15 protein-coding genes are annotated in these 13,757 nt (G+C 38.5%); 8 read left to right on the forward strand and 7 right to left on the reverse strand.

All coding sequences use genetic code 11. The features are described from left to right. Positions 1 to 2: 2 nt before the first annotated feature. Complete coding sequence (locus ACFFHF_RS02500) at positions 3 to 317, reverse strand: hypothetical protein (protein WP_160546624.1); 315 nt, start codon at positions 315 to 317, stop codon at positions 3 to 5. A gap of 211 nt (positions 318 to 528) precedes the next feature. On the opposite strand from ACFFHF_RS02500, the gene ACFFHF_RS02505 reads away from it, so the two are divergent. Both ACFFHF_RS02505 and argH read left to right on the forward strand, forming a co-directional pair. After that, positions 529 to 1,734, forward strand: coding sequence for an argininosuccinate synthase (locus ACFFHF_RS02505; RefSeq protein WP_160546625.1), 1,206 nt, complete (start codon positions 529 to 531; stop codon positions 1,732 to 1,734). Continuing rightward, positions 1,731 to 3,104: an argininosuccinate lyase gene (argH, locus tag ACFFHF_RS02510; RefSeq protein WP_377057559.1), complete on the forward strand. Its 1,374-nt coding sequence runs from the start codon at positions 1,731 to 1,733 to the stop codon at positions 3,102 to 3,104. The genes ACFFHF_RS02505 and argH overlap by 4 nt, the downstream gene beginning before the upstream one ends. Before the next feature lie 48 nt (positions 3,105 to 3,152). Here the strand turns inward: argH and ACFFHF_RS02515 are convergent, their stop codons facing one another. Next, entirely contained in the window at positions 3,153 to 3,599 is a 447-nt protein-coding gene (locus tag ACFFHF_RS02515) for a universal stress protein (protein ID WP_377057560.1), read from the reverse strand. A gap of 112 nt (positions 3,600 to 3,711) precedes the next feature. Here ACFFHF_RS02515 and ACFFHF_RS02520 point away from each other — a divergent pair, with 112 nt between their 5' ends. Next, the gene (locus ACFFHF_RS02520) at positions 3,712 to 3,882 is read left to right on the forward strand and encodes a hypothetical protein (RefSeq protein ID WP_377057561.1); all 171 of its coding nucleotides are present in this window, start codon (positions 3,712 to 3,714) and stop codon (positions 3,880 to 3,882) included. Positions 3,883 to 3,927: 45 nt separating this feature from the next. Here the strand turns inward: ACFFHF_RS02520 and ACFFHF_RS02525 are convergent, their stop codons facing one another. Then, positions 3,928 to 6,006, reverse strand: a complete 2,079-nt coding sequence (locus tag ACFFHF_RS02525) for a transglycosylase domain-containing protein (protein ID WP_377057562.1) — start codon at positions 6,004 to 6,006, stop codon at positions 3,928 to 3,930. A gap of 151 nt (positions 6,007 to 6,157) precedes the next feature. Between ACFFHF_RS02525 and ald the strand changes: the two genes are divergently transcribed. After that, positions 6,158 to 7,276: an alanine dehydrogenase gene (ald, locus tag ACFFHF_RS02530; protein ID WP_160546628.1), complete on the forward strand. Its 1,119-nt coding sequence runs from the start codon at positions 6,158 to 6,160 to the stop codon at positions 7,274 to 7,276. A gap of 409 nt (positions 7,277 to 7,685) precedes the next feature. On the opposite strand, the gene ACFFHF_RS02535 is transcribed toward ald, so the two are convergent. Then, the gene (locus ACFFHF_RS02535) at positions 7,686 to 8,783 is read right to left on the reverse strand and encodes a M24 family metallopeptidase (RefSeq protein WP_377057564.1); all 1,098 of its coding nucleotides are present in this window, start codon (positions 8,781 to 8,783) and stop codon (positions 7,686 to 7,688) included. A gap of 116 nt (positions 8,784 to 8,899) precedes the next feature. Here ACFFHF_RS02535 and ACFFHF_RS02540 point away from each other — a divergent pair, with 116 nt between their 5' ends. The 3 genes from ACFFHF_RS02540 to ACFFHF_RS02550 all read left to right on the forward strand — a co-directional run bounded on the left by ACFFHF_RS02540 (position 8,900) and on the right by ACFFHF_RS02550 (position 11,355). Further along, on the forward strand, positions 8,900 to 9,580 hold the full coding sequence (locus tag ACFFHF_RS02540) for a metal-dependent hydrolase (protein WP_160546629.1): 681 nt from the start codon (positions 8,900 to 8,902) through the stop codon (positions 9,578 to 9,580). 101 nt (positions 9,581 to 9,681) lie between these two features. After that, a complete protein-coding gene (locus tag ACFFHF_RS02545) occupies positions 9,682 to 9,924 on the forward strand; it encodes a hypothetical protein (protein ID WP_160546630.1) in 243 nt (80 codons plus the stop codon). Positions 9,925 to 10,035: 111 nt separating this feature from the next. After that, on the forward strand, positions 10,036 to 11,355 hold the full coding sequence (locus tag ACFFHF_RS02550; protein WP_160546631.1) for a CBS domain-containing protein: 1,320 nt from the start codon (positions 10,036 to 10,038) through the stop codon (positions 11,353 to 11,355). A 38-nt stretch (positions 11,356 to 11,393) separates the two neighbouring features. Here ACFFHF_RS02550 and ACFFHF_RS02555 read toward each other — a convergent pair whose 3' ends face one another. Beyond that, positions 11,394 to 11,702 carry a YtpI family protein gene (locus ACFFHF_RS02555; protein WP_160546632.1) on the reverse strand — a complete coding sequence of 103 codons (309 nt, stop codon included), beginning with the start codon at positions 11,700 to 11,702 and terminating at the stop codon, positions 11,394 to 11,396. Positions 11,703 to 11,817: 115 nt separating this feature from the next. Here ACFFHF_RS02555 and ACFFHF_RS02560 point away from each other — a divergent pair, with 115 nt between their 5' ends. Continuing rightward, the gene (locus ACFFHF_RS02560) at positions 11,818 to 12,750 is read left to right on the forward strand and encodes a DHH family phosphoesterase (protein ID WP_160546633.1); all 933 of its coding nucleotides are present in this window, start codon (positions 11,818 to 11,820) and stop codon (positions 12,748 to 12,750) included. A 33-nt stretch (positions 12,751 to 12,783) separates the two neighbouring features. Here the strand turns inward: ACFFHF_RS02560 and ytrI are convergent, their stop codons facing one another. Further along, entirely contained in the window at positions 12,784 to 13,284 is a 501-nt protein-coding gene (gene ytrI / locus ACFFHF_RS02565; protein ID WP_160546634.1) for a sporulation membrane protein YtrI, read from the reverse strand. Next, positions 13,285 to 13,626: a sporulation membrane protein YtrH gene (ytrH, locus tag ACFFHF_RS02570; RefSeq protein ID WP_160546715.1), complete on the reverse strand. Its 342-nt coding sequence runs from the start codon at positions 13,624 to 13,626 to the stop codon at positions 13,285 to 13,287. It lies immediately after the preceding gene. Positions 13,627 to 13,757: the final 131 nt, after the last annotated feature.

Genomic DNA, 13,757 nt, shown 5'->3' on the forward strand with positions numbered 1-13,757 from the left:
TTTTAATGGTGGGCTTTCCCGCCTATATCCTGGTTTGTTCGATACCACAGCCATAAATCATTAATGATGGAAGCAAGTTCAGCAATTTCGGTGTTTAATTGGCATGATTTCCGAAAATCACTTTCATCTGATAAAGAGGCTTGCTTCATATTAATATGTTCTTCGAGTTCTGCAATTCGATCTGGAATGTATCCTCTAATTTTCTCCCACTCCAATAGAATGCTTTGCTGAGTATGAAAGGTATAATCCTCCCAGTTTTTATGCAAAGCAGGGAGCTTGATACCTAATCTTTCATTTAATTCAAAGTATTTCTCCATTAAAAGCTCCTCCCTTTCATCTTATAATCATTCTACTACAGTCTTTTCATGCCTTCCAGACGAAAGCTTGATAAATATTTTAATAAATTTTTATACATTTTTAAGAATAAGTATTGAAAATAGGAAGAAAACTTGTTACATTTGTATACATATTATTAAAGAATAAAAATATAAATCATTTGAATATTTATTCGATATTAGGAGGATTACCATGTCAGTTCAAAAAGTTGTTCTTGCTTATTCAGGAGGTTTAGATACATCAGTAGCAGTAAAGTGGCTTCAAGATCAAGGGTATGCAGTAGTTGCATGCTGTTTGGATGTTGGAGAAGGTAAAGATCTAGATTTTATTAAACAAAAAGCATTGCAGGTGGGTGCGGTTTCATCATACGTAATTGATGCAAAAGAAGAATTCGCGCATGAATATGCATTAATTGCATTGCAAGCTCAAGCGATGTACGAAGAAAAGTATCCTCTTGTATCAGCTCTATCTCGTCCTCTAATTGCGAAAAAATTAGTGGAAGTTGCTGAGCAAGAAGGAGCTGTTGCAGTAGCGCATGGTTGTACCGGAAAAGGAAACGATCAAGTTCGTTTTGAAGTATCCATTTCTGCGTTAAACCCTGATTTAAAAGTTCTTGCTCCCGTACGTGAGTGGAGCTGGTCTCGTGAAGAAGAAATTGAATATGCAAAGAAAAACGGAATTCCTATTCCGATTAACTTAGATAGCCCATATTCAATTGATCAAAACCTTTGGGGGAGAGCAGCTGAATGTGGTGTACTAGAAGATCCTTGGGCAGCACCGCCTGAAGGAGCATACGATATTACATTGCCACTTGAGCAAACACCAGATCAAGCGGATGTTGTTGAAATTGAGTTTGTTAGCGGAGTTCCTGTTAGCCTAAACGGAAAAAGCTACCCACTTTCAGAGTTGATTTTAAAATTAAATGAAATGGCTGGTAAGCATGGGGTTGGCCGTATCGACCATGTGGAAAACAGACTTGTGGGTATTAAGTCTCGTGAAGTGTATGAGTGTCCAGGAGCGATGACATTATTAAAAGCACATAAAGAGCTTGAAGACTTAACACTTGTGAAGGAAGTAGCTCATTTTAAGCCAGTTATTAGCAAGAAGATTGCTGAAGTGATTTATGATGGACTTTGGTTCTCACCACTAACTACTGCTTTAAAAGCGTTCCTTAAGGAAACACAAAAGTATGTAACAGGTACTGTTCGTGTGAAGCTATTTAAAGGCCATGCGATTGTTGAAGGAAGAAAGTCAGCTTACTCTTTGTATGATGAAAAGTTAGCAACATATACAGCAGAAGATCAGTTTGACCATCAATCTGCAGTTGGTTTTATCCAACTATGGGGTCTTCCAACTAAGGTACAATCTCAAGTGCAACAAAAGAAGGTGACTGTGTGAAAAAGCTTTGGGGAGGACGCTTTACCAAAACAGCAGAGGAATGGGTAGACGAATTTGGAGCCTCCATTTCCTTTGATAAAGAGCTAGTCCTAGAAGATATTCAAGGTAGTTTAGCACATGTAAGCATGCTCTCTTCGTGCGGTATTATATCGCACGAGGAAGCAGCTCAAATAACAGATGGACTGAAAATTTTACAAGAAAAAGCGATCAATGATGAACTTGAATTCTCTGTAGAATTAGAGGATATTCACTTGAATCTTGAGAGTCAGCTTATTCAATTAATTGGCCCTGTTGGTGGGAAGCTCCACACAGCTAGAAGCAGAAATGACCAAGTGGCAACCGACATGCATTTGTACTTACGAAGAGAGACTCAGCATGTTGTTGAACTGATTGAAGGACTGCAGCAAAGTTTATTAGTGCAAGCTGAAAAGCATGTCGAAACTGTCATGCCGGGCTATACACACTTACAAAGAGCACAACCTATCTCGTTTGCTCACCACTTGCTTGCCTATTTTTGGATGCTTGAGCGTGACAAAGAAAGATTCCAAGAAAGTCTTAAGAGAATTAATAAATCTCCACTAGGTGCAGGTGCTTTAGCCGGAACTACATTCCCTATTGACCGTGAACTTACAGCTAGCCTTTTAGAGTTTTCAAGTATTTATGAAAATAGTTTAGATGCTGTTAGTGATCGAGATTTTATATTGGAATTTATGTCTGGAAGCTCGATCTTGATGATGCATTTATCAAGACTAGCTGAGGAGTTTATTTTATGGTCAAGTCAAGAATTTCGATTTATTGAACTTGATGATAGCTTTACAACTGGATCAAGCATCATGCCGCAAAAGAAAAATCCTGATATGGCTGAGTTAATCCGTGGGAAGACTGGAAGAGTATATGGCAATCTCTTTGGTTTACTAACGGTATTAAAGGGGCTACCACTTGCTTACAACAAGGACATGCAGGAAGATAAAGAAGGCATGTTTGATACGGTAAAGACGATTACTGGCTCATTGAAGATTTTTGCTGGTATGGTTGAAACGATGAAAGTAAATGAGAACGAAATGGAAGTTGCTACAAAGCAGGACTTCTCTAATGCGACCGAGCTTGCCGATTATTTATCAGGGAAAGGAATTCCATTCCGCGAAGCTCATGAAATCGTAGGAAAGCTCGTGCTTACATGTGTTCAAAGTCAATGTTATTTGGCTGATTTACCACTCGAGCAATATAAGGAAGCAAATTCATTATTTGAGAATGATATATACGAGGTGTTAAACCCGGTCACTGCAGTGAAACGTAGAAACTCAGCAGGAGGAACAGGGTTTGCACAGGTAGAAGAGGCCATCGTTAAAGCAAAATCAAAGTTAAAGTAAAAGCAAGAAAAGCACGCTAATGACTAATAGCGTGCTTTCCTGCGTTATTTATTCTTTTTCTGTACGAACAACCAAAACATCACAGCGTGCATAACGGGTAATATGTTCGGAAACGCTTCCAATTAAAAATCGTTCTACCGCATTTAATCCAGTTGCTCCACAAATAATTAAATCTACTTCATGTTTTTTCGCTAAGTCTTTAGGAATTTTCACCTTTGGAGAGCCGTAATCGATCTCATAGGTTACATGTTGAACTCCTGCATTGAATGCCTGCTCTTTATAGCTTTCCATTAGCTCTGTAGCAAACTTGTCTGCTCTTTCCGCTATCGTTCGGTCATATGCTTCTACGGTTGCAAAAGTTCGAGTATCGATGATGTGAGCTAGTAGAATTGTTGCATCGTTCCGTTTGGCCACTTCTATGGATTTCTTAAAAGCCCATTCTGCTTCTTTAGACCCATCTACTGCAACTAATATCTTCTTATACGTTAAACTCATGTTCATCTCCTCCTTAACTTTTATTATACAATACCCAATTCATGTATATCTGTAGCAATTTTCCGAAAAATAATAGAGGCGGGAAAATACACTTTAAAGGAGCTAATCATCAATGAAAAAGGAAGAGATGAAAGGGCAATCACATTATATTTACGACCAGCAGGGCGAGAACAGTGTTAGTGCACAAATTATGGATGCCTATAATAGTGGTGTCATTGATCAGCCAAACGGTCAGTTCGACAATGAAAAGTATGATAATATGTTTGGGAATGAAGCCGAATAAGTAATGGAAAAAGGAAGCTCGGGAGGCTTCCTTTTTTTATGACCATTACTGTTTAAGTTCTTGAAGTTTGTCTTTCAATAATCCTCCGACAGTTTTTAGATCTTCTTTCATTTTATCAATCACTTGACTCCATTTTGAGCTCTCTTCTTTAATTACTTGCTCAATTTTTTCTGCTTTTTCCTTAATCGCTTCTTGAGTTTCTTCCGCGTCTTGTTCGCCTTGCATTCTAGCATTTACGGATTTTACCGTAAAGGATGTTTGATCCGTATATGGAATGGCCGACTCCATTATTTTCTTGAAGATTGGGACGACTGTTTCTGAGCTTGATCCCGATAAATAATGATCTTGGTCGGTCTGATCATAACCAATCCATATGGCACCCACTAGATCAGGAGTATAGCCGACAAACCATTGATCCTTTGTTCCATCAACACCTGAAAAGCTTAGCTGGGTGGAACCTGTTTTCCCAGCAATCGGTGATCCACTAATTTGTGCAGCGGTACCTGTTCCAGATTCCACAACATTTAAAAGCATGGATGTTATTTCATTCGCGACTTTTTTGGTTGTTACTTGTACGACCTTCTTTTTATGTTCAGCAATAATATTTCCTGTTGGACCTTCAATTTTTGTTATAAGATGATCATCAGCTCGTTTCCCCTTATTGGCAAAGGCAGAATAAGCTGCCGCTAATCGGAGTGGGGAAGTACCTTCGTTCATACCTCCAAGTGCGATCGCTAAATGTTCATCCTCTTCTTGAAGTGGAATGCCAAATTTATTTAACGATTCTATTCCTTTGTTCAAACCGATTTGATCTAAAAGCCAAACCGCTGGAAGATTTAGAGATTCCTGCATTGCAACATACATAGGGACTTCACCAGCATATGTTTTATTATAGTTTTCGGGTTGGTAGTCACCAAATGATTGTTGCTTATCTTCTAACACAGAGGATAAGGCATATCCTTCTTCTAGTGCAGGCGTATAAACAGCTAATGGCTTTAAAGTCGAACCTGGTTGAGCTTTTAAATGGGTCGCTCGATTAAATCCACGGAAAACGGATTCCCCTCGTCCTCCAACTAGCGCTCTTACTCCTCCAGTTGCCGGATCTAGAAGTACTGAACCACTTTGAACCATCGCATCCTTCTTGCCTCTTGGAAAATTGCTGTTATTTGAATAGATCGTTTCAAGTGAGGACTGAAGGTTTTGATCCATCTCAGTATAAATTTTGTAACCTCTAGTTAAGATTTCTTCCTGTGTTAATCCGTATTTTGAAATCGCTTCGTCAAGAACCGCATCCGTATAGGAAGGATATTCTCGGTCGAGGAAGCCACCGCCCCCCTCCTCAAGAACAATCTTTTCGCCAATGGCTTCCTTGTACTCCTGCTCAGTGATGAATCCATTTTCCTTCATTTTTGCGAGAACAACATCTCTGCGTTCAATTGCTGCATCATAATTTTGAAATGGGTTACGTGCAGAAGGAGCCTGAAGTAATCCGGCAAGCAATGCGGATTCACTAATAGTTAATTCACTAGCACTTTTATTAAAGTACTTGGCGGCAGCTTGATCAATTCCCCATGCCCCATGTCCAAAATATACTTGATTAATATACATCTGAAGGATTTCATCTTTTTCGTATTTTTTTTCGATTTCAAGGGCGAGAAATAATTCTTCAATTTTTCTTTTATACGTTCTCTCAGGAGAGAGTAGAGCATTTTTGGTTAATTGCTGGGTTAATGTACTACCGCCTCCCGTAATACGACCAGCAAATAAATTCTTAAAGAAAGCCCGTGTAATACCTTTCAGGTCAAATCCGTTATGCACATAGAAACGGTGATCCTCTATAGCAACAACTGCGTTGCCAACATAATCAGGGAGTTCTGAAATCTCTACGCCTTTATTTCGGTTTGTGCTAATCTCTGTGGCGACGTCTCCGTCCTTGTCGTATATAACTGTTGATTGTTTTAACCCTTCCTTTAAGGTTTGTACATTTGCTTGGCTTGCGAGGAAAGCAAAATAAAGGATCGCAAATAATACAAAAACTAATAGAAGTAATAATAAAAATTGGATAATATGAGTGTTTCTCCAAAATCGAGTGATTGCATTACGAAATGTTTCAAATCGTTCCATTGAATACCTATCCTTTAAAAATGAAATTATGACCATTATAACAGGAAATTATGTCAAAGGATGACAGAAATCTCTTTATTCCTATAATAAAAAAGTGGTATATTTATTATCGGCTTCATGATCACTGATTACATATTTTGGAGGGTAAGGCATGCGTATTGGAGTTCCTAAAGAAATAAAGAATAACGAAAATCGAGTCGCTATGACTCCTGCTGGTGTTATTAATTTAGTGAAGTTTGGGCATGTAGTACATATTGAAACAGGGGCTGGTCTTGGATCAGGTTTTAGTGACGATGATTATGTGAATGCTGGTGCTATCATTGTTGAAAGCGCTTTAAAAGTGTGGTCGATGGATATGGTAATGAAAGTTAAAGAACCACTTCGAGAGGAATATCAGTATTTCCGAGAAGGATTGATTTTATTTACATATTTACATTTAGCACCAGAGCCAGAATTAACAAAGGCATTAATTGAAAACAAAGTAGTTGGAATTGCCTATGAAACGGTCCAACTCTCCAATGGAAGCCTTCCGCTATTAACTCCTATGAGTGAAGTAGCTGGACGAATGGCTACACAGATTGGTGCTCAATTCCTAGAGAAAGTACATGGCGGGAAAGGAATCCTTCTTGCTGGTGTACCAGGTGTGAATAGAGGAAAGGTGACCATCATTGGTGGGGGAGTGGCAGGAACCAATGCAGCAAAAATGGCAATTGGGCTAGGGGCAAGTGTGACGATTATCGATCTGAGTCCTGATAGACTTCGTCAACTTGATGATATTTTCGGCCGTGATGTGACGACTCTTATGTCTAACCACTACAATATTGCTGAAGAAGTAAAAAGCTCTGACTTAGTCATTGGCGCTGTGTTAATACCAGGAGCAAAAGCACCTAAGCTTGTTACAGAAGAAATGATTCAGTCGATGTCACCAGGCTCGGTTGTCGTTGATATTGCTATTGATCAGGGTGGGATCTTTGAAACGACTGATCGTATTACCACACATGATAAGCCAACATATGAAAAGCATGGTGTTGTGCATTATGCAGTAGCAAACATGCCCGGTGCAGTACCACGTACTTCAACGATGGCTTTAACAAATGTAACCGTGCCTTATGCACTCCAAATTGCAAACAAAGGCTATAAAAAAGCTTGTCTTGAAAATGAAGCATTATTAAAAGGAATCAATACCCTTGAAGGCTATGTTACATATGAGGCTGTGGCGGAAGCTCATGGATTAGAATATGCAGCTTCTCGTGAATTATTAGAAAAATAGAAATTCAAGAAAAGCTCCATGAAAATGTTCAACGGTTAAGCATCTGAGTTCATAATAGACGGAGAAATTTCGCTTAATTAGCAAATACGATAAAAAATAGCTTACATAGGCGGAGAAATTCCGACTATTGTCTCAAAAAACGTGATAAAGTGGAGATTTTCCTTGCATAAACGGAAAATCTCCACTTATTTAACCCAAAACGGGCTTCATTCTGCAATTAACCGGAAAAACTCCGCTTAATTTTGCTGGTTACTAGTTACTCGAATAAGGACAAGACATCAAATTTAAAAGGGAGCGAGTTTTCCTTTATTCTACCAATAACGATGCCAATACGACGCCATTTCGGCATGTATTTTAAGAAAAGTACCTCAAAACGGATCCCTATAAAAAATGTTCAAATAGCTTTTCTTTATCTTATTATTTGTAATTCCTTTGGAAACTTTGTTAAGATCTCAACCCCATTGGAGGTAACGAGTACGTCATCTTCAATTCTGACACCTGCTACTCCAGGAACGTAGATTCCTGGTTCGATTGTAAAGACCATGCCTTCTTCAAGTAGAAGTGTATTCGTTTCTGTTAGAGAAGGATATTCATGCACACTAATTCCTAGCCCGTGACCGAGCCGATGCGGAAAATATTCTCCGTAGCCGGCTGCTGAAATAATATTTCTTGCAGTAAGATCGACCGATTGGCAAGTTACCCCAGGCTTACTCGCTTCGATAGCTGCGGCTTGAGCTTTTAAAACGGTATCATATATCTCTTTTTGCTTCTCACTTATATCACCAAGTGCTACTGTACGGGTAATATCTGAGCAGTATCCATCAACGACGACTCCTAAATCAAAGAGAACCAGATCGCCTTTTTTCATTATTGTCAATCCAGGATTTCCATGTGGAGACGCTCCATTTTGCCCTGTCAAAACCATAGTAGAAAAAGACATCTCCGAAACGCCTTTTTTCTTTAATTCATATTCAATGGCTGCTAATACTTCCAGTTCTGTTTTTCCTTCCGCTATTTCGGAACAGCCTACTTCAACTGCGTAATCAGCTAGGGCACACGCCTCGCGAATCGTAGCAATTTCACTCTCGCTTTTTACCATCCGTAATTTGCGGAGCTTTTCCTCTGCAGGAAGAAAAGTAGCTTGTGAAAATAAGGAACCTATAAGCTCGTAGCGCTCCACATTCATATGTTCTTTTTCAATTGCTATTTTTTCTAAAGACTTCGTTCGATCGTTACAAAGTTTATGTATCAATGTCCATGGATTTTCGATATCCGTATAACCGATAATATCATAGCCCCAGCCTGCCTTCTTTGCATCTTCCTTTTCCATGGAAGGACAAACGAGGAAGGGGTCTCCACTTTGGAAAATACCTACACCTAGTAGTCTTTCATGGGGATCGCTTAAAAACCCACTTACATAAAACACGCTGTCAGGGTTTGTTAAAAAGCAAAAATCAATTTGTTCTTGTTTAAGCCATTCAGCTATTGTGTTCAGTTTACTTGTCACAATGATTCCCCCTTTACTATAAATTTAGAGTAACAACATTACTTTTGAAAGTAAACTTATATTGATAGTAAAATATGGGTATAAGGAAATTGAAAAGTCAAAAGGAGTGTTGAGAGATGAAAATTAGCTTTCATGGACATTCAGTTATTTTAGTTGAGGCAAACGGTACGAGAATTCTTTTTGATCCTTTTATTAATGGAAACCCAGTAACGGATTTAAAAGTAGGGGATGTAAAAGCAGATGTGATTATTGTAACTCATGGACATAATGATCATCTTGGGGATACAGTTGAACTGGCGAAGAAGAATAATGCACTTGTAATCGGAACGGCAGAATTAGCAGATTATTTAGGTTCAAAAGGGGTAAGAACACACGGATTGCACATTGGAGGAGGATTTAATTTCGAGTTTGGTAGAGTTAAGCTAACCCAAGCGTTTCACGGGTCAGGGTACATAAACGAGAATAATGAAATCGTTTACCTTGGTATGCCTGCAGGTGTCCTTTTAACGATTGATGGGAAAACCATTTATCATGCGGGGGATACGGGATTATTTTCGGATATGAAGCTAATTGGGGACAGACATCCAATAGATATAGCTTTCCTGCCGATCGGTGATAATTTTACGATGGGTCCAGATGATGCTGCTTATGCTGCAGGACTATTACAAGCAAAGAAGGTAGTACCGATTCACTTTAATACCTTCCCATTGCTTCAGCAAGACCCTAAAACGTTTGTAAAGATGCTTCCTGATGGAGTGGGCGTTGTCCTTGATGTAGGACAGTCGATAGAGTTGTAGAAAAAGTTTGTCGATGAAAGAGTCACTAGACGATTTCATCGACTTTTTTTTATTTTTTTGCATACATTTTACTAGTTGGACAAGAAAGGAGATTGCTTAAATTGAAGAAAAATCGATACCTATTTTGCTTACTGGCAACGGGAGTGATGCTTTATTACGGAGTACCTGAACTATCAGCGTATAACGCGGGAACTGCAGGAATATACTCAGTGGCCTGGCTTGTGTTAGCCGTATTCGTAATAGCAGGGAATTTATCTGCTATTATGTATGCACCTAAAAAGAGAAGGGTTACAGAAGCTAAATTATCAAAAAAACAGGTGCGAAGAAAAGTGCGAGCCTATTAATTACCTATTCGCAAAATGAAATCAAATTGTAATCAAGCCCCTTCACGCTTTATAATAAAAGGATAGATACCAAACTAATAGAAAATACAGAATTTATAAAGGGTGAAGGTCTTGGCTACAAAACATGAACAAATTCTACAATATATTGATGAACTACCAATTGGTGAAAAAATATCAGTAAGGCAAATTGCCAAGGCGCTTAATGTTAGTGAAGGTACTGCGTATCGAGCCATAAAGGATGCAGAAAATAAAGGCTATGTGAGCACGATTGAACGTGTTGGTACGATTCGAATTGAAAGAAAGAAAAAGGAGAATATTGAAAAGCTAACATTTGCTGAAGTAGTAAATATTGTTGATGGACAAGTTCTCGGTGGACGTGCGGGTTTACATAAAACATTAAATAAGTTTGTCATTGGTGCGATGAAGCTTGAACAAATGATGAGGTACACTGGAGCAGGTAATCTACTCATTGTCGGGAACCGGACAAAAGCGCATGAGTATGCATTGAATGCTGGAGCAGCCGTGCTCATCACTGGTGGATTTGATACGGAAGATGAAGTGAAAAAGTTGGCAGATGACCTTCAGTTGCCCATTATTTCAACTAGCTATGATACCTTCACGGTTGCTGCGATGATTAACCGTGCCATTTATGATCAGTTAATAAAGAAAGAAATTGTACTTGTTGAAGATATTCTAACATCTATTAACGAGACAATCTATGTAAAAACAACGGATACAATAGAAGTTTGGCATGAAAAAAATCGTGAAACAAAGCATAGTCGTTTTCCAGTAGTCGACCACCAGATGAAGGTGCAAGGGATGGTTACTTCAAAGGACGTTATGGGAATTGCAGATACGACGAGTATTGAAAAAATCATGACAAAAAATCCAATGACTGTTACTGGGAAAACGAGTGTTGCCTCCTGTGCCCACTCGATGGTATGGGAAGGGATTGAGGTCCTTCCTGTTGTTGACGACAATAATCGCTTAGAGGGAATCATAAGCAGACAGGATGTACTAAAAGCTCTACAGATGATCCAACGGCAGCCTCAAGTCGGAGAAACGATTGATGACATCGTTACAAATCAGCTTGTAGTAACGAAAGGGAAAACAAAGAACGAGGACGTTCTTCGCTGTGAAGTAAGCCCTCAAATGACTAACTCGATTGGGACGATTTCTTATGGTGTTTTCACTACTATTGTGACAGAAGCAGCCAATGGTGTTCTAAGAGGATATAAAAAAGGTGATCTAGTCGTTGAAAATATGACCATTTATTTTCTAAAACCCGTTCAAATGGATAGTGTATTAGAAATTTATCCGAAAGTGCTAGAGGTTGGTCGAAAATTTGGGAAGGTCGATGTGGAAGTATATAACGAAAATGTTTTAGTTGGTAAAGCGATGATGATGTGTCAGCTGATTGACAGACATTAGGAAAAAGGAGTTGTTCGATGAATGAACAACTCCCCTTCTTACATATGCTTTTTTAATTCAGTTGCTTCCTTCGCTGCAAGAGGAAGGAAATACTTATAAGCTTTTATTCCACCCAAAATATTGTATGCTCCAAGGGCGATAAAAATAGCACCTATGATATACACTACAGTTGATTGAGAAATCATGATACGATTCATTCCAAAGGATGCAATAAATAATCCTAGAGCAATATTGCTTTTAGCAGAAATCCATTTCTTTTCTGCTGGTCGGTTGGAACGAAAAAATTGGATTTTATAAAAAAGATAAAACATAATAGATACGACAATAATAATGACAAATATAGGCATATAATTCCCTCCAAGCTTCGACATTCTTCCATTATTCTACCTTGTATATAAAATAATTTCTACTTTTTCTCTTTTTGTGTTAAAAAGAGAGTATTAGGAAAAAAGGAGATCAGCAATGAAAGATCAAATAATTGAAACGATTAAACAGTACGATACCATTATTATTCATCGACATGTTCGCCCAGATCCGGATGCGTATGGGTCACAAGGAGGACTGGCAGAAATCTTAAAGGCTTCTTTCCCAGACAAAACGATTTACACAGTTGGACAAGAAGAGCGGTCTTTACAATATTTGAGACGGCTTGATGAAATAAGTGATGATACATATAATGGGTCTCTAGTTATCGTGACAGATACGGCAAATCAAGAGCGTATTTGTGACCAAAGATACCTCTCTGGGGACAAGTTGATCAAAATAGACCATCATCCAAACGAGGATCCATATGGTGATCTTGTCTGGGTTGATACGACTTCTAGCTCAACAAGTGAAATGATTTATGAACTCTACTTATATGGTCAAGATAAGGGCTTACAAATGTCAGATCAAGCGGCAAGATTATTGTATGCAGGAATTGTTGGAGATACGGGGAGATTTCTTTACCCTAGTACAAATGATCGAACATTCCAATATGCTGGAGAGTTAATAAAATATAATTTCTCTCGTACAGAAGTTTATGACGGAATGTACGAACTACCAATGAATGTGGTTAAGTTAAATGGCTATGTTCTTCAAAATTTCGAAATGAACGAAAATGGCGTTGCATCTATGATCCTTCCAAAGGAACTGCTTGCTACATATGATGTAAGGGCAGCAGATGCCTCCCTGCTTGTGAGTGCTCTTGGAAGTGTACAAGGAATTAAAGCATGGGCTTTCTTTATTGAGGAAAGTGATCAAATTCGTGTTCGCCTTCGTTCAAAAGGTCCGGTTATTAATGGAGTGGCTAAAAAATATAAAGGTGGCGGTCATCCTCTTGCAGCTGGAGCATCCATCTATTCATGGGATGAAGTTCCACATGTTATGAAGGATATTGAAGAAGTTTGTAAGTAAAAGAAGGGGTAGGAACTTAGTTTTGTTCCTACCCTAATTATTCGCTAATTGCATCTCAAGTTGAATGGATAATGTCGTATAAAACACAATTTCCTTTACTTTGACTTGGTATCTTTTATCGTTTATCCTGTGTGTCCGATTTTCAATAACCTTTTTAACCCAATCACTACTTTTATAGGCTGTATCAATATCCATTTTTAACAAAGGGTTGATATCCTCTTTAATGGCTTCTTCCACTTCATAGATACTAAATGAGTCTATTTGGTATTTTTGGCTGATTTTAATTTTAATGTCTTGGACAATAAGAAGTTCTTCGTTTTTCTTGTTTAACTCCCGATAGTCATTTTGCCAAATATTTTTCTCATTCTTCAAATCCTTAATGGTTTCCTCTTGCAGCTTTAGCTCTTTTGAGTATCTTTCTTGCCAATCGCCGTAAATATATAGAAATACACACCAGCTGATGACACCACCTAACGCCATACCTGCAATAAACTGCTGGACAGCACGAAGTCGGTAGAAAGGCGGAATTCTCATTTAAATATGCTCCTGAGTTAACCAGTTAATGATCGTTGCTCCTGTTTGCGCACCACCCATAGCAGTAAGAATGAGCAGGAATTGTTTAAAGATATCCTTTGTTCCTCCATCTAAGAACCCTTTTTCAAAGCTATAAACTGTATCAAATGTTCCGCCTATCGCAGCAATGATTGCCCATATCCGTATAGAAGTTGATATACGGTAAATTTCCGTGAGCATTGGTTTTCCAGTCAAGAATGCAGATAGCCCACCGATGAGCGCTCCGCCTAATAAAACACCTAGAGCAATAAAGTAGGCATCTATTAAAATCGATATATACGGTTGTTCGCTCACAACAATCATCCTCACATCAATAAAGTATTGATACATCATATGGACAAACTCTAAAAAATATGAGCTTTCTTGAAGCGAACATATTTTCTTTTTTTCGTCTATGCCCCTATAATAAAAGAAGAATGAAGCAGTTAGGGTGT

This window comes from Robertmurraya beringensis (genome assembly GCF_042433785.1).
GTDB classification, from domain to species: Bacteria; Bacillota; Bacilli; order Bacillales; family Cytobacillaceae; genus Robertmurraya_A; species Robertmurraya_A beringensis.